The sequence below is a fragment of the Pectobacterium parvum genome (genome assembly GCF_020971565.1).
GTDB lineage: Bacteria > Pseudomonadota > Gammaproteobacteria > Enterobacterales > Enterobacteriaceae > Pectobacterium > Pectobacterium polare.
Genome location: NZ_CP087392.1, coordinates 1,176,229 through 1,199,917, shown reverse-complemented (window position 1 = coordinate 1,199,917; position 23,689 = coordinate 1,176,229). Strand labels below are relative to the sequence as shown.

The following is a 23,689-nucleotide window of genomic DNA, read 5'->3' as shown; positions in this document are numbered from 1 at the left end:
ATTTAGGGTATAGATAAAAATGCGATATTCACCGGAATCCCTGCTGGCTTTTGTGACCGCCGTTGATGCGGGCTCATTTTCGGCCGCCGCACGGCGCTTGCATAAAAGCCAGTCCACGATCAGTGCGGCCATCGCCAATCTGGAAGCCGATCTGGGGCTGACGCTGTTTGATCGATCCGGTCACCAGCCGGTGCTCACGCTGGCAGGCAGAAAAGTACTTTCCCACGTACAGGCGATCTTATCCGCCAGCGAAGAACTGGATGGGCTGGCGATCCGTCTGGCAGACCATATCGAACCCCGCCTGACGTTTGTGCTGTCCGATATCTGGCAAGCGCCCCACTACGAACCCGTGCTTCAGCGTTTCGCCCATCACTTTCCCGATATTGAATTTGAATGCCTGATTGCGGAAGGTGATGACGTGATCGATCTGCTGCAAACAAACCGTGCGCATGTCGGGCTAGTGCGCACTCAGGCGGATTACCCGACCGACATTGCCGCCGCGCGTTTGCAGGTCAAAACCGACATGGCCATCTTTGTGTCGGCAGCGCACCCGCTCGCAACGGAAAAAATCGTGACGCGCAGCCAGTTGGCGACAATCCGCCAGCTCTATCTCAATACCTATAAACGCAGCGATCGGCTGCAACCAGAAGGGATCGTCTGGTCTGCGCCGTCCTACTTGATGCTGTTGGAAATGGCGCAGCAGGGGCACGGCTGGAGCATTCTGCCACGCTGGCTGGTGGCGCAATACGACCAGCGGAAACTGGTGGAGCTGCCTGTCACGGGCTGGCCGCAGTGGATTGACGTGGACGTTGTCTGGTCCAAACCACATCCGCCCGGTCCGGCAGGGCTGTGGATGATCGACAATCTCCTTGCCCAACAAGAGACTACGCCGCCATAACGCCGTCACTGTATTGGCAACATCACATCCGTCATCACCTCTGTCACTGCGCCGTGGCTTTGGTGGTCGGCCTGTTTTTTCATTAAGCGATAAAAAGCCAATAACGGTTTCTTTATATCGCCAACGAATAACATTAAAGATGAAATGGTTATTGTTTTTAATTCCACCATTTACTTTACTTAATTAAGCCAATTAAAAGAGAAATATTTTCACGCTAAACCACACGCATTTTCCTGAGTTGCCTGTCCGCGGAAACCCGAGCCGTGCGGCGGTTTCGCTCGTCAGTCACAGAGAGAATAATGCACGACATCATTATTATTGTGATGTACCAAAGTAGTACTTCCCGACAAAAAACCATACTATTATGGTGATTACTACTTTTGTATTCGAGACATCCCTGTAGTGCTGCAGTAATACGCCTTAATAATAAGATGCTGAATCCTATAAGGTGAAAATTTACTAATTGATGCAATTGCAAGTGAGAAAAAAATGTCGAATAAACCCTTCTATTACCAAGATCCGTTTCCACTCAGTAAAGATGACACCGAATATCGCCTGTTGAGCACCGACTTTGTCTCTGTCGCGCAATTTGAAGGTCAGGACATCCTGAAGATCGATCCAGCCGCGTTGACCCTTCTGGCGCAGCAAGCCTTCCACGATGCCTCTTTCATGCTCCGCCCCGCTCACCAGCAGCAAGTTGCCGATATTCTTCACGACCCAGAAGCCAGCGAAAACGATAAATACGTTGCTCTACAATTCCTGCGCAACTCAGAAATTTCCGCCAAGGGCATTCTGCCGACCTGTCAGGATACCGGTACGGCGATCATCGTCGGTAAAAAAGGCCAGAACGTCTGGACTGGCGGTAATGATGCCGAAGCGCTGTCCAAAGGTGTGTACAACACGTTCATTGAAGACAACCTGCGCTACTCGCAGAACGCCGCGTTGGATATGTATCAAGAGGTCAACACCGGCACCAACCTGCCCGCGCAGATTGACCTCTACAGCACCGAAGGCAAAGACTATAAATTCCTGTTCGTCACCAAAGGTGGCGGTTCAGCCAACAAAACCTACCTGTATCAGGAAACCAAAGCGCTGCTGACGCCAGGTAAACTGAAAAGCTTCCTGATCGAGAAAATGCGCTCGCTGGGTACCGCGGCTTGCCCGCCGTACCACATCGCATTTGTCATTGGCGGCACCTCAGCAGAAACTACGCTGAAAACCGTTAAGCTGGCGTCAACCAAGTACTACGACGAGCTGCCGACCGAAGGCAACGAGCACGGTCAGGCATTCCGCGATGTCGCGCTGGAACAAGAGATTCTGGAAGCTGCGCGCGACCTGGGTCTGGGCGCACAGTTTGGCGGTAAATACTTTGCGCACGACGTGCGGATTATCCGCCTGCCGCGCCACGGCGCATCTTGTCCGGTCGGTATGGGCGTGTCCTGTTCCGCTGACCGTAACATCAAAGGCAAGATCAACCGCATGGGCGTCTGGCTGGAGCAGTTAGAGCAGAATCCGGGTAAATATATTCCTGAACATCTGCGTGAAACGGGTGAAGGCGATGCGGTTAAAATCGACCTGAACCGTCCGATGTCTGAGATCCTGAAGACGCTGTCACAGTATCCGGTATCCACCCGCCTTTCGCTGACCGGCACCATCATCGTGGGTCGTGACATTGCTCACGCCAAGCTGAAGGAGCGTCTGGATAACGGCGAAGGCCTGCCGCAGTACATCAAAGATCACCCGATTTACTATGCGGGCCCGGCGAAAACGCCAGAAGGCTACCCGTCCGGCTCGTTAGGCCCAACCACCGCTGGCCGTATGGATTCCTACGTTGATTTACTGCAAGCCAACGGCGGCAGCATGATCATGCTGGCGAAAGGCAACCGCAGTCAGCAGGTGACCGACGCGTGTCATAAACACGGCGGCTTTTACCTCGGCAGCATCGGCGGCCCGGCCGCGATTCTGGCGCAAAACAGCATCAAGAGCCTGACCTGCGTGGAATACCCAGAACTGGGCATGGAAGCGATCTGGAAAATCGAAGTCGAAGATTTCCCAGCCTTTATTTTGGTCGATGATAAAGGCAACGATTTCTTCCAGGTGATTCAGAGCGCCAAGTGCGTGAAATGCGGTTAAAGAAATTTTTACGTGATTAGAAGTTAGGCGATATTTCGTGTGCCAACGCCCCTATTGTCGGGGCGCTTTCAGACCGTTGACAAACCTATTTGCCGAATGAAAACGGGAGTAACGGAATAGAAGAGTAAAGCGTTTGCGCCAGGGATGGCGTAATCCGAGCTTACATGGACGTACTTGCAGCGTCTTTACGATCTATCCGTTACCCCGCTCTGCGGGCTTTGTCAGCAACCTCAACGCCCCGATTTTCGGGGCGTTTTTTATTTGATGCCTAACCGCTTTGCCAAACGGTGCAGGTTGCCGCTGTCCATTTCCAGTTCCCTTGCGCAGGATGACCAGTTGCCCTCATGGCGCGCCAGCGTTTGTTGGATGATCCGACGCTGATAGTCATCCGTTGCCTCTCGCAGGCCGCCGTTGATGAAATACGCCAGCTCAGTGTCGATAGCGCTCGATGAGCCAGTAGTCGTATGAATTGGCTGGGAGGGAAGTTCGAGATTGAAATGCTCGGGACCTAACAGCACCTCGCCCGATTCCTGCCCCGCTCTCGCCAGCACAGTCGCACGATAAATAGCGTGTTCCAGCTCACGCACATTCCCCGGCCAGTCGTACTGTTCCAATAGCGCTCCCGCGTCTGCCGTCAACGCCAAACGTGCCAGTCCCAGTTGCGCACGGCTACGTTCACAGAAGAATCCCGCCAACAGCGCCACATCCTGACGACGCTCGCGCAATGGTGGTACAGACAGCGGGAACACGCTCAGACGGTGAAACAGATCGGCACGGAAAGCCCCATCCAACACCGCCTGCCGCAGATCGCGATTAGTCGCCGCCAGCACGCGCACGTTCACTTTCAGGCTGCTGTCATCACCCACCCGCTGGAGATCGCCATACTGCAATACGCGCAGCAGCTTCGCCTGTAGCGTCAGCGACAGTTCGCCAATCTCATCCAGAAACAGCGTGCCGTTATCCGCCATTTCAAACTTGCCGGTTCGATGATGGATCGCACCGGTAAACGCGCCCTTCACATGACCAAACAGCTCGCTCTCCGCGACCGACTCCGGCAGCGCGGCACAGTTCAGGTACACCAGAGGATGACTTGCCCGGCTGGAACCGCGATGAATCGCCCGCGCCACCAGCTCTTTACCAACGCCGGTTTCCCCCATAATCAATACGTTAAGGTCGGAACCTGCGACGATATCGACCTCTTTCTTCAACCGCTGCATCGGTTCCGATAGCCCTACCATTTCCTCAACGCTTTCAGCCGCCGGACTTTCAGCACGAACCGGCGCGGGTAACTGCCGCTCAAGACGCTCCATCAGCAGCGCGTTGCTCAGCGCCGCCGCCGCCATCGCTCCTACCAGCCGCAGTTCTTCATCGCTAAAATGGTCGAACTGGCAGGGATCCATGCCGTCCACCGTCAGCGCCCCGATCAGGTTCTGATTGGCAAACAGCGGCAAGCCGACGCAGGCATGCACCTTAAGATCCTCCTGACTGGGGATCAGACCATCATAGGGATCGGGAAGCTGGCTGTCCGCCGGAAAGCGCACGACGTCGCCCGCGCGGGCAATCGCCTCCAGACGCGGATGATCGGACAGGCGAAAGCGCCGCCCCAGCACGTCCGGCGCCAGACCGTCGATCGCCAACGGACGGAACAGCTGATTCTCGTAACGCAGCAGCGCCGAGGCATCACAGCCCAGCAGTTGGCGCAGGCTGTTGATTAAGCGTTGGAAGCGATCCTGATTCGATAGCCCCATTTGCAGCTCGATGGCAATGCGGGCAAGGGCGTTAATAGAGAGTGTCATGGTGTGTCCTAATGACAGAGCCTGTGTCATTAGGACAATAGATGAGGTATGTCATTTTGACAATCGGAATTTATTAAAACTTTATAAATCAATGCATTAAAAATTGGCACACTTCCTGCAATCTCTACAGCATATTCCCGACTATGACTACTGAGGTTTCAGAACATGACAATTCACGTTAAGAACAATATCCACTGGGTTGGACAACGCGACTGGGAAGTCCGTGATTTTCACGGCACCGAATACAAAACGCTGCAAGGCAGCAGCTACAACAGCTACCTGATCCGCGAAGAGAAAACCGTGCTGATCGATACCGTCGATCACAAATTCAGCCGTGAGTTTGTGCAGAATCTGATGGCAGAAGTGGATCTGAACACGATTGACTACATCGTGATTAACCACGCCGAAGAGGATCACGCCGGGGCGCTGAGCGAACTGATGGCGCGTATTCCCAACACGCCAATTTATTGTACTTACAATGCGATCGATTCCATTACTGGGCACCACCACCACCCTGAGTGGAATTTCCACACGGTCAAAACTGGCGATACGCTGGATATCGGCAACGGCAAGCAGCTGATCTTTATCGAAACACCCATGCTGCACTGGCCGGACAGCATGATGACCTACATGACCGAGGATGCCGTGCTGTTCAGTAACGATGCGTTCGGTCAGCACTATTGCGATGAGCACCTGTTCAATGACGAAGTCGATCAAACTGAACTGTTTGAACAGTGCCAGCGCTATTTCGCCAATATTCTGACGCCGTTCAGCCGCTTGGTGACCGCCAAGATCCACGAAGTGCTGGGCTTCAACCTGCCGCTGTCGATGGTGGCGACCTCGCACGGCGTAGTATGGCGTGACGATCCGGCCCAGATCATTCACCTGTATCTGAAGTGGGCGGACAGCTATCAGGAAGATCGCATCACGCTGTTTTATGACACCATGTCCAATAACACCCGCATGATGGCCGACGCCATTGCGCAAGGCATCAACGATGTCGATCCCGGCGTAGCGGTAAAAATCTATAACGTCGCCCGTCACGACAAGAACGAAATCCTGACGCAGGTCTTCCGCTCGAAAGGCGTATTAGTCGGTTCATCCACCATGAACAACGTGATGATGCCGAAGGTCGCCGCCATGCTGGAAGAGATCACTGGCCTGCGTTTCCAAAACAAGAAAGCCTCGGCGTTCGGTAGCTACGGCTGGAACGGCGGTGCGGTAGACCGCGTTCAAACCCGTCTGATGGATGCCGGTTTTGAAACCACGCTGGCGCTGAAAACCAAGTGGCGTCCTGATGGTTCAGCGCTGGAAATTTGCCGCAATCACGGCCGCGAAATCGCCCGTCAGTGGGCACTGCATCCGCTGGATGATACGCCTGCCCGTCGCGTCATCTCGCCCGCAAAACAGACCGCCGCGGCACCGCAGAATGTGAGCGCCCCAGCCGAGAGCGCCTGCGGATGCAATGAAGTCGCTGCGCCACAGGCAACCGCACAGCCAGCGGCACAGTCAGAAAACGGTTGTATGGTGTGCAGCGTCTGCCAGTGGATCTACGATCCGGCACTCGGCGAACCGATGCAGGATGTCACCCCTGGCACCCTATGGTCGGACGTACCAGACAGCTTCCTCTGCCCGGAATGTGGGCTGGGCAAAGACGTTTTCAATCCGATTCGCTAAGGAGAGGATGATGAAAGATATCGTGATTATTGGCGCGGGCTTTGCCGCCCGCCAGCTCATCCGACAGCTGCGCAAGCTGGATGCCCACAGCCCTATCCGTCTGATTACCGCCGACAGCGGCGATGAGTACAACAAGCCGGATTTAAGCCATGTGATGAGCCTGAAACAGCACGTCGACGATCTGACCAAGATATCGGCAACCGCGTTTGCTGAAGAAAACCGCATTGCGCTGCTGGCTAATACGCGCGTCACTGCCATTGACCGCCATACGCAACAGGTCGTCTGCGGCACGGATCGTTACGATTACCACAAACTGGTGTTCGCAACGGGTGCCAGCGCGATGGTTCCGCCGATTCCGGGACGCGAATATATGCTGACGCTCAATAGTCAGCAGGAATATCGCACCCACGAAAACCGACTCTGGCAGGCCGAACGCCTACTGGTGCTAGGTGCCGGACTCATCGGGACTGAGCTGGCGATGGATTTGGGTCGCGCTGGAAAACGGGTCACGCTGGTTGACTGTGCCAGCAGCATTCTGCCCGCTTTGATGCCGCCCGAAGTCAGCGCGCGCCTACAGTTCAAGCTAACGCAGCAGGGCGTTTCGCTGTTGCTGAACACGACTCTGCAACAGTTGGAGAAAACCGAAACTGGCATACAAGCCACATTTACCGATGGTCGTTCTGCCGAGGTGGACGAAGTCCTCTCCGCTATCGGTTTACAGGCCAACACGCAGTTAGCGAAAGCAGCAGGTTTGGCGGTGCAAAAAGGCATCCAGACCAATGCGCGGTTACAGACCACCGATCCACAGATTTATGCGCTGGGCGACTGCGCGGAGATTGGCGGCAAGCTCCTGCCTTTCCTGCAGCCGATTCAGCTCAGCGCGATTACGCTGGCGAAAAACCTGCTGGGTGCCAACGAGATGCTAACGCTGCCGCCGATGCTGGTAAAAATCAAGACGCCGCTGTTTCCCTTACAGATGGCCGGCGATACCACCAGCGGTGAGCTGCACTGGCAGCAGGAATGGAACGAACAGGGGATGGTGGCTAAAGCGCTGGATAGTCAGCAGGTGCTACGCGCTTTTGTGGTCGGCGGTGAGCGGATGAAAGAGGCATTTCCGCTGCTGCGACAGCTTTCCACAGTGCCTTCAACCACGGCCTGAGACAGCAAAATAAATAATGCATTTAAAATACATATTTTCTGGTCAGCCTGCGTGCGGATTAATAGAATACGGCTATCGCTTTTAGAATTTACAGACCGAGGTAAAGATGCAAGATCTCATTTGTTATAAGAAGATGCCGCAGTGGAACAGCCAGACGCTGCCTGCCGCGTTTCAGGAAAAGCACAACACGCAGGAAGGCACCTGGGCGAAACTGACCGTGTTGAAAGGGGAAATGACCTTCTCCATGCTGACCGAAGACGGCGAGACGTTGGAGACGTTCCAGTTCTCCGAACAGAACCAGCCGCCGTTTGTTGAACCACAGGCGTGGCACCGCATCGTCTCGTTCTCTGACGATCTGGAATGTCAGCTCAGCTTTTTCTGCTCGGCGGAAGATTTCTATCATAAAAAATACGGCCTGACGCGTACCCATTCCGAAGTGATCAACGCCGTGCAGCACATCAAACCGGGCAAAACGCTGGATTTAGGCTGCGGCGGCGGGCGCAACTCGCTGTACCTGAACCTGCGCGGGTTTGACGTCACGGCCTGTGATAAGCACGAGCAAAGCATTGATTCGCTGAATAATATCATCAAGAGCGAAGCGCTGGAAAACATTCGTGCGGGCGTTTACAACATCAATCTGGCGGAAATCAAAGAACAGTACGACTTCATCCTGTCGACTGTCGTGCTGATGTTCCTGGAACGCGATCGTATTCCGCACATCATCAGCAATATGCAGGACAGCACCGTTAACGGCGGCTATAACCTGATTATCGCAGCGATGTCGACGGAAGATTGCCCGTGTCCAATGCCTTTCTCGTTCACCTTTAAAGAAAACGAGCTGAAGGACTATTACGCCGATTGGGAGATCCTCAAATACAACGAGGATATGGGTGAGCTACACAAGACCGATGCGCAGGGTAACCGCATCAAACTGCGCTTCGCCACGCTGCTGGCAAGAAAGCCGTAAGCACGGGTTAGCCGCTAAAAAATCTAACTAATTAAAAAATAAGACATAAAATACAAAAGGGCCGAGTAATCGGCCATTCTTATTTCGCTATACGCTGCGTGAATCAACTGGCTTTGCGCGCTGCCGCGATGCGGTAAGCCACCAGATCTTCAATCGTCAGTACCGGCATATCGTGCTGTTTGGCAAATGTGATTACTTCAGGCGCGTGCGCCATTGAACCATCATCGTTCGTCAGTTCACACAGAACACCAGACGGCTTCAGGCCTGCCAGCTTCATCAGATCAACCGTCGCTTCAGTATGACCACCGCGCGTTAACACGCCACCCGGTTGGGCGCGCAGCGGGAATACGTGACCAGGGCGATTCAGATCGCTCGGCTTGGCGTTATCCGCAATCGCGGCACGAATGGTGGTCAGGCGGTCGGTGGCAGAAACGCCCGTCGTCACGCCTTCGGCGGCTTCGATCGTCACGGTGAATGCCGTTTGGTAATGGCTGGAGTTCTTCTCCACCATCATCGGCAATTCCAACTGCTGGCGACGCTCTTCCGTTAGGCACAGGCACACAATGCCACTGCCGTGACGAATCGTCAGCGCCATTTGTTCAACGGTCATATTTTCAGCGGAAAAGATCATGTCACCTTCGTTTTCACGATCTTCATCATCCAACACCAGCACGCCGCGGCCATGACGCAATGCATCAAGTGCGCGTTCTACGCGTTCGGTAGGATTGCCAAATTCAGAAAGTAATGTCTGATTCATGGTAAAAAACCTCAATGTTATTATGGATTACCAGAATCAGGGCGAGCTTGAGGAGTAACCACTACTACTGGTTGCATAGTAATAGTTAACAAAAATAACGCGGGCGGGCATATAGCCCGACAGATACCGTTACTCTCTCCCATCCGGACTTTAACCGTCGGCTCCGGAATTACACCGGATCTGCTGACCCCACGCTGCGAAATCGATAATTAAATCGGAAAACACAGCGAGAGCGCTCGCGGGCTTCCAGTATGTGTACTGGTTTACCGCCGGTGGGGAATTACACCCCGCCCTGAGAATAAGCGGGTTTACTATAACGCTAATACCTCGATAGGGCAATTGATCCGCCACAGGAAATAGGGCAAAACGTATGCTGGATTACAGTAAAATTATGCTGAATATGTGCAAAGCAGATGTCAGATTTTATTTATACCCATTACACTTGCTATAGTAATAACTTACATAACCTAATCAGGAAAGCGACATGATTGACCCAAAGAAGATTGAGCAAATCGCCCGTCAAGTGCATGAATCTATGCCAAAAGGTATCCGGGAATTGGGTGATAATGTGGAGAAAAAGATTCGTCAGGTCTTGCAGGCACAGCTGACCCGATTGGATTTGGTGAACCGTGAAGAGTTCGATATTCAGACGCAGGTTCTGCTCCGCACGCGCGAGAAGATTGCTCGTCTGGAACAGCGTATGACCGAGCTGGAAGCGAAACTGTCTACGGAAGAAAAGCCCGCCGCAGCGCCGGAAAACGACCAGTCATCACAATAACTCGTCTCATCACAACAACGCGTTATCATCGCGATGCAGCGCCCTAGTCAGGGCGTTGCTCGATTCCCTACCCCGCACCAGCGACAGCCTTCAGAAACACAGGTTTCACGTCACGGAATTCAGAATAAACGACTCAGTGGGAAACCAGTTCGACCTGCTTGCGCGGCAGGAACAGCCACAGCACGGCCAGCATGATTAACGCATACAGCGATTTCCAGCCGATCATCAGCAACAGCGCACAGCAAAGCATTCCGCCTATTGCCGCCATCACGCGCGCCCGCCCTTTCAGCAAACGCCATCCTGCCAGCATACACAACAGATAAATCAGCACAAAAATGCCGTTCGCGTACACAATCAGCATATCCAGCGGCAACCTAAGCCAGTAAATCAACAGGCTGCACACCAGACAGCAGGCCACCACAACCGACAGCGCATTCACCGGTGCCTGCCCTGCAGAAAGCTTCGCTAATGCACTTCCTTTCGATGCCTGCGACCAGACTAAACGGGCGAAACCCTGCGTGTAGATATTCACGCTGGCAAAGCAGGCCAGATACCCAACAAAGCAGGCAATCCACAGCGCGTGTTCGCCAAATAGCTGCACGACGATACCCGGCAATGAGGCCGTTGCGGCAATCCCTTCACCGTAGGCCTTAAAATGCAGCACGGCCACCGTACATCCCCAATAAACCGCGCCAGCAACCAGCATACCGATCAGTAAAGCCCGTGGAAAATCACGCTCCGGCACCCGAAACTCCGTCGCCATATGGGCAAAAGCCTCAAGGCCAACGAAGCACCAGAACATCACAGCCAGCGCGCCGAAAGTGTTAGACCATGACAATTCACTCACCGACGGCCAGGGAATATGCGCAGGCGTGATATCGCCCTGCCACCAGATTGCGGCGACCAGCCCCACCACTAGCATTGCAATGACGATCTGAATGTTGGCGCTGGATCCCGCACTGCGCAGGCCAAGCAGCCAGATACCACCGAGCGTCAGCAGCTGTACGCAGAGTAGCCCCAGATCGCTCCAGCCAAACGCCGCCTGCCAGAATCCGGCGGCAATCTGCAAAGCAGCAGGCAGGCCCAGCGGAATAACGGACAGGAATAGCCAGCCAGTCACCCGTGCCATACGCGGCCCAAAAGCGAGGTTAACAAAGTGCGCGGCCCCACCCGCATTAGGAAAATGTTGCCCCAGCGCGGCAAAGCCAATGGCGATAGGAAAAACAAGCAGGATCAAGATCGGCCACGCCCATAGGCTGTCTTGCTGTGCTAGCTGTGCGGCCAGCGCGGGAACGGCAAACACCCCAGTCCCCAGCAGAGAAGTAGACAGCAACCCCACGCCCTGAATCAGCCCAAGCTCTTGTTTTAATCCTTTTGCTTCACTCACTACGTTTCACCTTTTCTTGCTTTTTTACACCACAGCACTACCGGATCGAAGAATAAAAAAAGCCTCCACTAACGGAGGCTTCTCTCACCCACTGCATTCGCAAACGTTATATCAGGTGTTGGCTTTCAGCACATCGCGAATGCGGGCTTTGTAGGATTCAACTTTCTGCGGCGTCATCATACGACGTTCGTCATCCTGCACCACACCGCCAACATCATCAGCAATACGCTGTGCAGACTGTAACATCAGTTTAAAGTTTTGGCTGGCATCGCCATAAGACGGCACCATCATGAAAATGGACACGCCGGGCGTCGAGAACTCGGACATGGCATCGACATTAAACGAACCGGGTTTAACCATATTCGCCAGGCTGAACAACACTGGGCCTGCGCCAGCGGGGTTCACATGGCGATGGAAAATGTTCATTTCACCAAACTGGAAACCGGCCTGAAGCAGACTTTGCAACAGCACTTCGCCGCCAATGACACCGCCCTGATGCGCCACAACGTGCAGCACCAGAACCGCTTCTTTTGCCGCTGCAGGTTCAACTGGCTCAGCAGGCGCGGGCTGAACTTTCTCATGCAGCGAATGTGCAACAGGCTGCTGTGGAGCAGATTCCGGTGCATCATACGCAAACGGCTCACGCGGAGCGTTAATGCTCGGTTCAGAAATCGGGGTTTCTCTAGGGGTGACAACCTGCGGGTTAGTCTCACCACGTACCTGCGCACGCGGAGAATCTACCGGCGTGGCTTCATCCAGTAGAGGGTCATAAGAAGAGACGGGAGACAGATGCTCGAACGGCGATTTCGCCTCTGAACGAACGTCTTCACGTGCACTGTTATTATTAAGTGAAGGATGATCAAATGACGCGTTATCAAATGATGAGTTATCGAGTGAAGCGCTGCCAAATGAAGGTTCACTCTGCTGCGGCCGAGCGCCCTTCACGCGAACTTCGCCAACGCCTTCATACAGATCGTCAAGCGGCGTTTCATCACGCGCTTTTTTTCCACGTTTAACCGGGCGGTCACGAAAAAGGGACGAGCGCTCTTTACGGCTAGTCCACAAGCCGTGCAGTAACAGCGCTATTATAGCGATCGCGCCAACAACGATTAATATCAGACGCAAGTCCTGCATCATTGCTATCCCAATTGTTCCAAAAAAACATTGCCACCACGGCAAATACTTATACTACTAACTCTATTTGCCTGAGTGCACAAGTGCAAGCCTGCACGGTACTTTATGACAATAAAGATAGATACAACGCACTTTTTTGCTGTTTTTTCATCCAAACACGGGCTAGTCAGCATAAGATCATCCCGATATGATGCCTTAACAAACAAATGACTGAGTCTATCGGCACTATGTCTTCAGAAAAACAATCGTCTTCAGAAAAACCATTATCTTCCGAAAAATTGTCTTACGGCAATCCCCCTGACCAGGTTCGCAGCGGCATACACTATTTTCTTGCTGGATGGCGCCTGATCTCACTGCCGGGCATCCGACGTTTCGTTATTCTGCCCTTACTGATGAACATCGTACTGATGGGCGGGGCTTTCTGGTGGCTTTTTACCCAGTTGAATGACTGGATTCCGCAGATCATGAGCCACATTCCGAGCTGGCTGCAATGGCTCAGCTACCTCATTTGGCCACTTGCGGTGATCTCCATTTTGCTGGTATTCAGCTACCTATTTAGCACGATCGCCAATTTTATCGCCGCACCGTTTAACGGCTTGTTAGCCGAGCAGCTGGAAGCAAAACTAACCGGCCAAACGTTGCCGGACAGCGGCATACTTGACATCGCTAAAGACGTCCCGCGCATCATGAAACGTGAAGTCCAAAAACTGGCGTATTACCTGCCACGCGCCATTGTGCTATTTCTTCTCTATTTCATCCCCGGCATTGGGCAAACTGTCGCTCCGGTACTGTGGTTCCTGTTCAGCGCGTGGATGCTGGCGATTCAATATTGCGATTATCCTTTTGATAACCACAAAGTGGGATTTGCCACAATGCGTCAGGCATTACGCCGCCATAAAGTCGCCAATATGCAGTTTGGCGCGTTGGTCAGCCTGTTTACGCTGGTGCCTTTTTTGAATTTGGTCATCATGCCTGTTGCGGTATGCGGTGCAACGCAGCTGTGGGTAGATCGTTATCGCGATCTATCAGCAACCCTGCCGAAAAAAGCGCCATAAAAAGACCGCAAGCACTGGCTGATAACAGCCGGTGCTTTCTATTGTAATGAAAAGATATTTCTTAAGAACATAACGATATAGCAATTCTTTACTTCACTGAAAAGTGTGAACGGGTATTCTCTCTACGTTCGCAAAAATTTCATACAGTTATAAGGACAGGCTATGAGCAAGATCTACGAAGACAATTCTTTCACAATCGGCCATACGCCGCTGGTTCGCCTGAACCGTATCGGCAACGGACGCATTCTGGTTAAAGTGGAATCCCGCAACCCGAGCTTCAGCGTAAAATGCCGTATCGGCTCCAACCTGATTTGGGATGCAGAAAAACGCGGCGTTCTCAAACCAGGCATTGAGTTGGTTGAACCTACCAGCGGAAACACAGGGATTGCCCTGGCCTATGTTGCCGCAGCTCGCGGTTACAAACTCACGCTCACCATGCCGGAAACCATGAGCATCGAGCGCCGCAAGCTGCTGAAAGCGCTGGGTGCTAATCTGGTACTGACCGAAGGCGCGAAAGGCATGAAAGGTGCCATCGCCAAGGCAGAAGAGATTGTCGCCAGCGATCCGCAGCGTTATCTGCTGCTACAGCAGTTCAGCAACCCCGCTAACCCAGAAATTCACGAAAAAACCACCGGCCCTGAAATCTGGGAAGATACCGATGGTCAGGTTGATGTCTTTATCTCTGGCGTCGGTACTGGCGGTACGCTGACAGGTGTCAGCCGCTACATCAAGAACACCAAAGGCAAGGCCATCATCAGCGTGGCGGTTGAACCTACCGATTCACCCGTGATCACTCAGGCGTTGGCAGGCCAAGAGCTGAAACCGGGCCCGCACAAGATTCAAGGCATCGGCGCGGGTTTCATTCCGGGTAACCTGGATCTGAAACTGATTGACCGCGTAGAGAAAGTGACGAACGAAGAAGCGATCAGCACCGCGCGCCGTTTGATGGAAGAAGAAGGCATTCTGGCTGGTATTTCTTCCGGTGCAGCCGTTGCCGCAGCGCTGAACTTGCTCAAAGAAAAAGAATTTGAAGATAAAACTATCGTCGTTATTCTGCCTTCTTCCGGCGAACGCTACCTCAGCACAGCACTCTTTGCCGACCTGTTCACCGAGCAGGAACTGCAACAATAACCTTCCGGTCACACTCGAACAACAAGTGACCAATGTGTTAAAAAAGCACCTATTTAGGTGCTTTTTTGTGGCACAGTTCAAACTTTCTACCACATGTGGATTGCTTTTCTACATCAGGTTTAGTATTTAACCGAACAATTATTTTGATGCGTGAAATTAATATCCGGCAAGTACCACGCCTCATCACATTATGTTTTTCCTGCGCATGACCGTTTTTTTTCCTGCGCACGATAGCCCACATCGCCGTTTTGCGACTGAGGTTAAGATAATGGGTGACGGAATCCGCGGTATTTGATGGTATTTTATTCAGGAAATACGTTTGACGGTTTTCTTGTCGCATCGTGGCCTGCCCCTGTAACATAAATCAGGCGCTAACCAAACAGGCTAAAGTTCAGTGAATCAACTAAACTTTAGTTCCACAACATTAATCTAATCCATAAGTTGGGGAAAAAAGCATGTTCCAGCAAGAAGTGACTATCACCGCACCGAATGGCCTGCACACTCGTCCTGCTGCTCAGTTCGTCAAAGAAGCCAAAGGCTTCACCTCTGAAATCACAGTGACGTCTAACGGCAAGAGCGCTAGCGCTAAGAGCCTGTTCAAATTACAAACACTCGGCTTAACACAAGGAACTGTGGTTACTATCGCTGCGGAAGGCGAAGACGAACAAAAAGCGGTTGAACACCTGGTCAAGCTGATGGCTGAGCTCGAGTAAACGACGAGTTTTTTAGTGAACACCAGAATCGAGTAAGGTAGGGTTATGATTTCAGGCATATTAGTATCACCGGGTATTGCTTTTGGTAAGGCACTGTTACTGAAAGAAGATGAAATTCTCATCAACCGGAAAAAAATCTCTGCGGATCAGGTGGAGCAGGAAATTGAACGTTTTCTGACTGGCCGTTCCAAAGCATCCGTACAGTTGGAAGCTATCAAGAAGAAAGCGGGCGAGACGCTGGGCGCAGAGAAAGAAGCCATCTTCGAAGGCCACATCATGTTGCTGGAAGATGAAGAGTTCGAGCAGGAAATCATAGCCCTGATTAAAGATGAGCATGCTTCCGCCGACGCTGCTGCATTTTCCGTCATCGAAAACCAGGCTAAAGCACTGGAAGAGCTTGATGATGAATATCTGAAAGAACGCGCCGCAGATATGCGTGATATCGGGAAGCGTTTGCTACGCAACATTCTCAATATGACCATCGTCGATCTGGGCGATATTCAGGATGAAGCCATTCTGGTTGCCACAGACCTGACACCGTCAGAAACCGCGCAGTTGAATCTGGACAAAGTGCTGGGCTTCATCACCGACCTTGGTGGCCGCACGTCTCACACGTCCATTATGGCCCGTTCGCTGGAACTGCCTGCGATCGTCGGCACGACAAATGTGACCCAGCAGGTTAAAAACGGCGACTATCTGATTCTGGATGCCGTAAACAACCAGATCTATCAGAATCCGACCGCGGATAAAATTGAAGAATTAAAAGCCGTTCAGCAGCAATACCACGCTGAAAAGTATGAGCTGGCCAAGCTGAAAGATCTGCCGGCCATCACGCTGGACGGTCATCAGGTTGAAGTCTGTGCCAACATCGGTACCGTGCGTGATGTCGCCGGTGCAGAGCGTAACGGCGCAGAAGGTGTTGGCCTGTATCGTACCGAATTCCTGTTCATGGATCGTGACTCGCTGCCTACCGAAGAAGAGCAGTTCCAGGCGTATAAGGCAGTTGCCGAAGCCGTTGGCGCTCAGGCCGTTATCGTCCGTACCATGGATATCGGTGGCGACAAAGATCTGCCCTACATGAACCTGCCGAAGGAAGAGAACCCGTTCCTTGGCTGGCGTGCTATCCGTATCTGTCTGGATCGTAAAGAAATCCTGCATGCCCAGCTGCGTGCCATTCTGCGCGCATCAAAATTTGGCAAGCTGCGTATCATGTTCCCGATGATTATTTCAGTGGAAGAAGTGCGTGAGCTGAAAGCCGAATTGGAGATGCTGAAAGCACAGCTGAGAGAAGAAGGTAAAGCCTTCGACGAAAGCATTGAAGTCGGCGTGATGGTTGAAACACCTGCTGCCGCCGCCATTGCGTCACATTTAGCCAAAGAAGTTGACTTCTTTAGTATTGGGACAAATGACTTAACCCAGTATACTCTGGCAGTTGATCGCGGTAATGAGCTGATTTCTCATCTCTATAATCCGATGTCCCCCGCCGTCCTGACCCTGATTAAACAGGTTATTGACGCGTCTCATGCCGAAGGCAAATGGACAGGGATGTGTGGTGAGCTCGCCGGTGACGAACGTGCTACACTACTGTTATTGGGAATGGGTCTGGACGAATTCAGCATGAGTGCGATCTCTATCCCGAGCATCAAGAAAATCATCCGTAATGCGAATTACGAAGATGCGAAGGCGCTGGCGGAGCAAGCACTCGCTCAACCGACAGCACAAGAGTTAAGCAATCTGGTGAGCCGCTTTATTAAAGAAAAAACGCTCTGCTGATTCTGCTTTACCTAATAGGTTTCAAGGTGGCAATCAGCACCCCGACAGGTGATAGATTCGCAGTCGGGGTAGCGAAGAAAACCAATGCCACACCAACTTGAAAGATTAGGGTATACGCTGGCCCAATATTAATGCTTAGGAGAGAATCATGGGTTTGTTCGATAAATTGAAGTCTCTGGTTTCTGACGACAAAAAAGACACTGGCAGCATCGAAATCATTGCCCCGCTGTCCGGTGAAATCGTCAATATTGAAGACGTTCCTGATGTCGTATTTGCAGAGAAAATCGTCGGTGACGGTATTGCCATCAAGCCAACTGGCAACAAGATTGTCGCACCGGTAGACGGCACCATCGGTAAGATTTTTGAAACCAACCATGCGTTTTCCATCGAGTCTGACAGCGGCATTGAGCTGTTTGTGCACTTTGGTATTGATACCGTTGAATTGAAAGGCGAAGGCTTCAAGCGCATCGCCGAAGAAGGCCAGCGCGTGAAGAAAGGCGATCTCATTATCGAGTTTGACCTGGCTCTGCTGGAAGAAAAAGCGAAGTCTACTCTGACACCAGTGGTCATTTCCAACATGGATGAAATCAAGGAATTGACCAAACTGAGTGGTACGGTTGTTGTCGGTGAAACGCCGGTTATCCGTATCAAAAAGTAAGCCGCCTTCTACGGATGGTTTACTACGTTTGCACGAAACGGCACCCGGATGGTGCCGTTTTCGTTTCAGGCTTTCCAGCGCGGCACGCACAGGCGAATCACTAACCCGCACTGCTCACCATTATCCGCCTCACTATGCCCACCGTGCGCCAGCACGACTTTACGAGTAATCGCCAGCCCCAGCCCAGAGCCTTTGCCAGACAGCGGCGAATCAACACGAATGAAAGGATCGAAGATGCTGGAGAGCTTACTTTTCTCCACGCCGGGGCCCTGATCGGCAACCTGAATCGTCCACTCATGCTCATTGCCAATGAGCGATACGGAAACCTGCTGCGTGGGAGCAGAAAAACGTAGCGCGTTGCGCATCACATTATCGACCGCCCTGCGCATCAGCTCCGCGTTGCCTTTAATCGTGTAGTCTTCGTCTTCATCCGCCGCCAGCAAGATTTCAACATCGGTGACCTGCGCTTCATAGCGAGTATCGTTGACCACGGCCGTCACCAGCCCCAGCAAATCGAAATAGGCTTCCTCAATGCCGGAATGCTCCGTGCGCGATAGCGTCAACAGTTCGCCAATCATCTTATCCATCAGCAAGGCTTCACGCTCAATACGCTGCAAGGAACTCTCTATATTGTCGGGGTTCTGTCTTATCAACCCGATAGCGAGCTGCAAACGCGCCAGGGGTGAGCGCAGCTCATGCGAGACATCATGGAGCAGCTGTTCACGCGCGCTGGCCAGACTATCCAGCCGTTCGACCATCGAATCGAAATCCCGCGCGACATCGCTGATTTCATCATGACGTTTATGCATCACAGGCAGCAGCCGCACATTGAGATCGCCCTGTGCAACCTGATCAAACCCAGCGCGGATCTGACTTAGCGGACGTGCCAAACTCCATGCCAATACCGAGCTGAACAACAGACCACCAAACCCCGCAATGATCACAAACGGCACGGGCACGTTGAGAAACTCAATCGGGCGAGGAGGACGGAATTCGCTGCGTAGTAGCTCGGCGTCATAACGAATCTGATACCACTTCCCGGCAGGGCCGTTGACCTGCTTGATAATATGCGTGGCACGCTGCGCGCCACGTTTATCCGGCGCAAAAGCCTCATCGAGCAACGTATTCTGCGAGCCGGAGACGAGCTCTTGTTCCGACATCGGCAACGGCGATTCCGTGACGGAAATGTATTGCTGCTCTTGCTGCGGCAGCAGCGACATCACATCGTTCAATTCGCCCAAGCCGCCATGTTGCAGCGCCGCAGCCACCATCTCCGTTTGCATCGTCGCGATGCGCGACACCACGATTTCTTCCAGCGGCTTATGGCGCTCGCCGTAAAAAGAAAAAGCCAGCCACAGTAGCTGGGACATGACGAGAAACGTCAGCCAGAACCCGAGCAGTATCTTCCAGAAAAGTCGTCCACGAATCATCATCAGCGAATCCGGTATCCCACGCTGCGCACGGTTTCAATCGTCATCGTGTTGCCCAGCAAGGCACCGAGCTTCTGACGAATATTGCTGATGTGCACATCCACGCTGCGGTCATACGCTTCACGGCGACGCCCCAGGCATTTTTCGGACAGCTCATCTTTTGACACCACCCGTTCAGGGGAACGTAACAGCAGTTCCAGCAAATTAAACTCAGACGCCGTCAGGTCAAACGGCTTCCCACGCCATTCGCTGATGCGCGTTGCGGGGTTCAATACCAGATCGCCGCTGGCAGCCAGGCTCTCGTCGCGCTTTGTGCTCGGCTGCTCGTCATAGCGGCGTAGCACCGCCCGCAGTCTTGCCACCAGCTCACGCGGATAGCACGGTTTAGGCATATAATCATCTGCGCCCATTTCCAGACCGATGACTCTGTCGATGTTGTCGCCTCTCGCTGTCAGCATAATGACAGGCAACTGCTGGGTTTTTCTGATCTGGCGCAGCACGTCAATCCCGCTCATATCGGGCAGCATGACATCCAGAATCATCGCGGTGTAATCCCCCGATATCGCGCCATCAACGCCCTCTTTGCCCGTCAGCACCCGCGAGGTCGAAAACCCTTCCGCATTCAGGTACTCACTGAGCATATCGCCCAGCTCTACGTCGTCATCGACCAGTAAAATATTCATATCCTGTCCTCATTAATCGGGTATACCCTACGTATTCGATCTGCGGGAAGGAAACGCACAGGCAGCTTGAAGTATGATAGGTATAGATGGTGTATTCTCAGGCCTGGCGTGAATATTCGCAGCCAGATTTACTTAATCCTTACCATTTCTTTCAGCAAAGATTACCGCTACCTTTACGGACTCGGGGTAAATTACTCACCTACGTTATTTATTCCCGTTGATACCCTAAATAATTCGAGTTCCAGGCAGGCGGCAAGCGAGGGAATCCCGATGAGCTTACTCAGGTAAGTGATTCGGGTGATTGAGCGCAGCCAACGCACCTGCAACTTGAAGTATGACGGATACAGATGCATTCATTAAGGACGACTCCCCCTGATGCAATCACGATTTTTTACACGACGCCGCACGACGATCGCACTTGGCCTTATCGCTGCTGCTGTACTTCTTCATCTGTTTTTCAACAAGCCATCACCCGCGCCCAATGCGCTTACCACCGCCGCCGAGATTGCGGATCTCGAACAAACGGTGCTTGCTGACGGCAAAATTGAGGCGCAGAAGCAGGTCAGCGTCGGTGCACAGGCCTCGGGGCAAATCAAAGCGCTGCACGTCGAACTTGGCGATAAGGTGAAAAAGGGACAATTGATCGCCGAGATTGATGACCTCACCCAGCAGGACACGCTAAAAAACGGTGAAGCCGCGTTAAAAAACATTCAGGCGCAGCGAGCGGCCAAACTGGCGGAATTGCGTAATAACGAATTAAGCTGGCAGCGTCAGCAAATGTTGATGAAACGTGGCGTTGGCGCACAGGCTGATTACGATAGTGCAAAAGCGACGCTAGATGCCACCAAAGCCAACATCGACGCGCTGGACGCCCAAATCATTCAGGCACAGATTACCGTCAACACCGCCAAGGTTAATCTGGGATACACCCAAATTCGTTCACCGATGGATGGCACCGTGGTCGCCATTCCAGTTGAAGCTGGGCAGACGGTCAACGCGATTCAGACGACGCCGACCATCGCCAAAGTCGCCAATCTGGACACCATGACCATCAAGGTGAAAATCTCAGAAGCCGACGTCGTCAAGGTGAAAACCGGCATGCCCGTGTGGTTCAGTATCCTGGGCGAGCCGAATAACCGTTACGAAGCCACGCTGAGCTCGATTGAGCCAGCGCCAGACTCCATCAACACGGATTCGACCACAACCTCATCCAGTTCGAGCAGCAGTTCCAGTTCATCATCCAGCACCGCGATCTATTACAACGGTCTGTTCGATGTGAAAAACCCTGACGGCGTATTGCGCATTTCCATGACGGCACAGGTGTATATTCTGCTGTCTTCAGTGAAAAACGCCATTGTCGTTCCAGCGACGGCGTTAACCTCGCGCGATGGCATGTGGTACGTACAGGTCGTGAATGCGAACAAGAAGGTTGAATCGCGTCTGGTGACGCTCGGCCTCAATGATAACGTGCGCACCCAGATTCGTTCGGGGCTCAGCGTGGGGGAACAGGTCGTTGTCAGCCCATCATCCGGCGATGTCGCGTCTACGCATCCCGGCCCACCGAGGGGGATGTAACGCATGTCCACATCTTTACTTAAGCTAACTGGTATTACCCGCCGCTTTTCCAACGGCGAACAGGACGTCACCGTCCTCAAAGACATCAACCTGACCATCAATCAGGGAGAGATGGTGGCGATTGTCGGGGCGTCCGGGTCGGGAAAATCCACACTGATGAACATTCTCGGCTGTCTGGATAAACCGTCTGCCGGTGATTATCAGGTGGCAGGACGCGCCGTTGGCGAACTGGATAACGACCAGCTTGCGGAACTGCGCCGCGAGCATTTCGGCTTTATTTTCCAGCGCTATCACCTGCTCGGCGACCTCAGCGCGCTGGGTAATGTTGAAGTGCCCGCCATTTATGCCGGAAAAAGTCGGCTGGCGCGCCGTCAACGGGCGGCAGAGCTACTCACCAGGCTAGGACTGGAAAGTCGTCTCCACTATCGGCCCAGCCAGCTTTCCGGCGGCCAGCAGCAGCGCGTGAGTATCGCGCGGGCGCTGATGAACGGCGGCGGCATTATTCTGGCGGATGAACCCACCGGTGCGCTCGACACCCACAGCGGCAACGAGGTTCTGAGCATACTTCGCGATCTGCACAGACAGGGCAATACGGTCGTGATCGTTACCCACGACATGACGATTGCCGAACACGCGCAGCGCATCATCGAACTGCGCGATGGCGAAGTGATTGCCGACCGACAAACGCGCCCCGAAGAGGCCGCCGTACCGTCACCAGAAGCTACCAGCTCTCCGGCGACGTCCGCTCTGAATCAGTTCAAAGATCGCTTTATCGACGCGTTTAAAATGGCGCTGCTGGCGATGAACGCCCAGCGAATGCGCACCTTTCTGACGATGCTCGGCATCATCATCGGCATTGCATCTGTCGTCTCGGTCGTCGCGCTGGGAAAAGGCTCACAGGAACAGGTGCTGGCCGACATCAACTCGATGGGCACCAGCACGCTGGAAATCTTCCCCGGTAAAGGCTTCGGCGACATAGATGCCAGCGCCATCCAGACGTTACGCGCCAGCGATATTCAGCCGCTGACGCAGCAGCCTTACGTGCATAGCGTGACGCCGTCCGTCTCCACCAGCGTAACGATGCGCTACGGCAACATTGCCGTTTCCGCCAGCATTTCCGGGGTTGGCGAGCAGTTCTTCACCGTACGTGGCTATACCTTACAACGCGGCGTGCTTTTCCCTCGCAGCAGCGTCGATGAACTGAAACAGGACGCGGTGATTGATAAAAACACGCGCGATAAGCTCTTTCCCCACGGCGAAGATCCCATTGGACAAGTGATTTTGCTAGGCTCGCTGCCCGTACGGATTATCGGCGTCGTCAGCAAGAATCAGAGCGGCTTCGGCAGCGATGAAAATCTGAACGTCTGGGTGCCGTACACCACGGTGATGAAGCGCATGGTCGGGCAATCCTACCTGAAAAGCATCACGGTGCGGGTGAAAGACAATATGGATATGAACGTCGCCGAGAAAAGCATCACCACACTGCTGACGCAGCGGCATGGTACAAAAGATTTCTTTATCATGAACACCGACAGCATCCGTCAGATGATCGAGAAAACCACCACCACGCTCACGCTGCTGGTGTCGATGATTGCTCTGATCTCGCTGCTAGTCGGCGGTATCGGCGTGATGAACATCATGCTGGTTTCCGTTACGGAGCGAACCCGAGAGATCGGCGTTCGTATGGCGGTTGGCGCACGCACCAGCGATATCATGCAGCAGTTTCTTATCGAAGCGGTGCTGGTTTGCCTGTTCGGCGGCATCATCGGCGTGGCGCTGTCGCTGGCTATTGGCGTGCTATTCGCCCAGTTCAGCAGCAATTTCGCGATGATCTATTCCAGCTCTTCGATTATTGCCGCATTCCTGTGCTCCAGCCTAATCGGCATTATCTTCGGCTTCTTCCCCGCCCGTCGTGCCGCACAGATGGAACCGATCCACGCTCTGGAGCGGGAATAGCCAACGCACATGCAACTTGAAGTATGACG

21 protein-coding genes and 1 riboswitch are annotated in these 23,689 nt (G+C 53.2%); of the genes, 13 read left to right on the top strand and 8 right to left on the bottom strand.

From position 1 onward, the window contains the following. The first annotated feature begins 19 nt into the window (after positions 1 to 19). Positions 20 to 898 carry a LysR family transcriptional regulator gene (locus LOZ86_RS05345; RefSeq protein ID WP_039484966.1) on the top strand — a complete coding sequence of 293 codons (879 nt, stop codon included), beginning with the start codon at positions 20 to 22 and terminating at the stop codon, positions 896 to 898. A 5-nt stretch (positions 899 to 903) separates the two neighbouring features. Here the strand turns inward: LOZ86_RS05345 and LOZ86_RS05340 are convergent, their stop codons facing one another. After that, on the bottom strand, positions 904 to 1,068 hold the full coding sequence (locus LOZ86_RS05340) for a hypothetical protein (RefSeq protein ID WP_156890165.1): 165 nt from the start codon (positions 1,066 to 1,068) through the stop codon (positions 904 to 906). A 319-nt stretch (positions 1,069 to 1,387) separates the two neighbouring features. On the opposite strand from LOZ86_RS05340, the gene fumA reads away from it, so the two are divergent. Next, positions 1,388 to 3,031: a class I fumarate hydratase FumA gene (gene fumA / locus LOZ86_RS05335; RefSeq protein WP_039484968.1), complete on the top strand. Its 1,644-nt coding sequence runs from the start codon at positions 1,388 to 1,390 to the stop codon at positions 3,029 to 3,031. A 257-nt stretch (positions 3,032 to 3,288) separates the two neighbouring features. Here the strand turns inward: fumA and norR are convergent, their stop codons facing one another. Then, positions 3,289 to 4,827, bottom strand: a complete 1,539-nt coding sequence (gene norR / locus LOZ86_RS05330; RefSeq protein ID WP_039484970.1) for a nitric oxide reductase transcriptional regulator NorR — start codon at positions 4,825 to 4,827, stop codon at positions 3,289 to 3,291. 165 nt (positions 4,828 to 4,992) lie between these two features. On the opposite strand from norR, the gene norV reads away from it, so the two are divergent. From norV to tehB, 3 genes are all read left to right on the top strand, one after another. After that, complete coding sequence (gene norV, locus LOZ86_RS05325) at positions 4,993 to 6,504, top strand: anaerobic nitric oxide reductase flavorubredoxin (RefSeq protein ID WP_039484973.1); 1,512 nt, start codon at positions 4,993 to 4,995, stop codon at positions 6,502 to 6,504. A 10-nt stretch (positions 6,505 to 6,514) separates the two neighbouring features. Then, on the top strand, positions 6,515 to 7,663 hold the full coding sequence (gene norW, locus LOZ86_RS05320) for an NADH:flavorubredoxin reductase NorW (protein WP_161547154.1): 1,149 nt from the start codon (positions 6,515 to 6,517) through the stop codon (positions 7,661 to 7,663). A 106-nt stretch (positions 7,664 to 7,769) separates the two neighbouring features. After that, positions 7,770 to 8,630, top strand: a complete 861-nt coding sequence (gene tehB, locus LOZ86_RS05315; RefSeq protein WP_039484977.1) for an SAM-dependent methyltransferase TehB — start codon at positions 7,770 to 7,772, stop codon at positions 8,628 to 8,630. Positions 8,631 to 8,733: 103 nt separating this feature from the next. Here tehB and ribB read toward each other — a convergent pair whose 3' ends face one another. Further along, entirely contained in the window at positions 8,734 to 9,387 is a 654-nt protein-coding gene (gene ribB, locus LOZ86_RS05310; RefSeq protein ID WP_039484980.1) for a 3,4-dihydroxy-2-butanone-4-phosphate synthase, read from the bottom strand. Positions 9,388 to 9,514: 127 nt separating this feature from the next. After that, positions 9,515 to 9,691: riboswitch (FMN riboswitch) on the bottom strand. A gap of 180 nt (positions 9,692 to 9,871) precedes the next feature. Between ribB and ubiK the strand changes: the two genes are divergently transcribed. Continuing rightward, positions 9,872 to 10,165, top strand: a complete 294-nt coding sequence (gene ubiK / locus LOZ86_RS05305) for a ubiquinone biosynthesis accessory factor UbiK (RefSeq protein ID WP_230242941.1) — start codon at positions 9,872 to 9,874, stop codon at positions 10,163 to 10,165. Between the two features lie 133 nt (positions 10,166 to 10,298). Here ubiK and yjeH read toward each other — a convergent pair whose 3' ends face one another. Next, positions 10,299 to 11,552: an L-methionine/branched-chain amino acid transporter gene (gene yjeH, locus LOZ86_RS05300; protein ID WP_039484985.1), complete on the bottom strand. Its 1,254-nt coding sequence runs from the start codon at positions 11,550 to 11,552 to the stop codon at positions 10,299 to 10,301. A gap of 111 nt (positions 11,553 to 11,663) precedes the next feature. Continuing rightward, positions 11,664 to 12,689: a cell division protein ZipA gene (gene zipA / locus LOZ86_RS05295; RefSeq protein ID WP_192828428.1), complete on the bottom strand. Its 1,026-nt coding sequence runs from the start codon at positions 12,687 to 12,689 to the stop codon at positions 11,664 to 11,666. A gap of 224 nt (positions 12,690 to 12,913) precedes the next feature. Between zipA and cysZ the strand changes: the two genes are divergently transcribed. Continuing rightward, entirely contained in the window at positions 12,914 to 13,741 is an 828-nt protein-coding gene (cysZ, locus tag LOZ86_RS05290) for a sulfate transporter CysZ (protein ID WP_225969806.1), read from the top strand. A gap of 162 nt (positions 13,742 to 13,903) precedes the next feature. Beyond that, positions 13,904 to 14,872, top strand: coding sequence for a cysteine synthase A (gene cysK / locus LOZ86_RS05285; protein WP_039484988.1), 969 nt, complete (start codon positions 13,904 to 13,906; stop codon positions 14,870 to 14,872). 49 nt (positions 14,873 to 14,921) lie between these two features. On the opposite strand, the gene LOZ86_RS05280 is transcribed toward cysK, so the two are convergent. Further along, positions 14,922 to 15,212 carry a hypothetical protein gene (locus LOZ86_RS05280; protein ID WP_039484991.1) on the bottom strand — a complete coding sequence of 97 codons (291 nt, stop codon included), beginning with the start codon at positions 15,210 to 15,212 and terminating at the stop codon, positions 14,922 to 14,924. A gap of 115 nt (positions 15,213 to 15,327) precedes the next feature. Between LOZ86_RS05280 and ptsH the strand changes: the two genes are divergently transcribed. The 3 genes from ptsH (at position 15,328) to crr (ending at position 18,016) form a co-directional block, all read left to right on the top strand. Next, a complete protein-coding gene (gene ptsH, locus LOZ86_RS05275) occupies positions 15,328 to 15,585 on the top strand; it encodes a phosphocarrier protein Hpr (RefSeq protein ID WP_005971891.1) in 258 nt (85 codons plus the stop codon). A gap of 45 nt (positions 15,586 to 15,630) precedes the next feature. Beyond that, the gene (ptsI, locus tag LOZ86_RS05270) at positions 15,631 to 17,358 is read left to right on the top strand and encodes a phosphoenolpyruvate-protein phosphotransferase PtsI (RefSeq protein WP_039513182.1); all 1,728 of its coding nucleotides are present in this window, start codon (positions 15,631 to 15,633) and stop codon (positions 17,356 to 17,358) included. Positions 17,359 to 17,506: 148 nt separating this feature from the next. Further along, positions 17,507 to 18,016, top strand: coding sequence for a PTS glucose transporter subunit IIA (gene crr, locus LOZ86_RS05265; protein WP_010301392.1), 510 nt, complete (start codon positions 17,507 to 17,509; stop codon positions 18,014 to 18,016). A 65-nt stretch (positions 18,017 to 18,081) separates the two neighbouring features. Here crr and LOZ86_RS05260 read toward each other — a convergent pair whose 3' ends face one another. Then, positions 18,082 to 19,449 (bottom strand): ATP-binding protein, encoded by a 1,368-nt coding sequence (locus LOZ86_RS05260; protein ID WP_230242939.1) that lies wholly within the window; start codon positions 19,447 to 19,449, stop codon positions 18,082 to 18,084. Then, on the bottom strand, positions 19,449 to 20,129 hold the full coding sequence (locus tag LOZ86_RS05255) for a response regulator transcription factor (protein WP_039484998.1): 681 nt from the start codon (positions 20,127 to 20,129) through the stop codon (positions 19,449 to 19,451). The genes LOZ86_RS05260 and LOZ86_RS05255 overlap by 1 nt, the downstream gene beginning before the upstream one ends. 375 nt (positions 20,130 to 20,504) lie before the next feature. On the opposite strand from LOZ86_RS05255, the gene LOZ86_RS05250 reads away from it, so the two are divergent. Next, positions 20,505 to 21,704: an efflux RND transporter periplasmic adaptor subunit gene (locus LOZ86_RS05250; protein WP_230242937.1), complete on the top strand. Its 1,200-nt coding sequence runs from the start codon at positions 20,505 to 20,507 to the stop codon at positions 21,702 to 21,704. Positions 21,705 to 21,707: 3 nt separating this feature from the next. Then, positions 21,708 to 23,660 carry a MacB family efflux pump subunit gene (locus LOZ86_RS05245; RefSeq protein WP_039513184.1) on the top strand — a complete coding sequence of 651 codons (1,953 nt, stop codon included), beginning with the start codon at positions 21,708 to 21,710 and terminating at the stop codon, positions 23,658 to 23,660. The last annotated feature ends 29 nt before the right edge of the window (positions 23,661 to 23,689 follow it).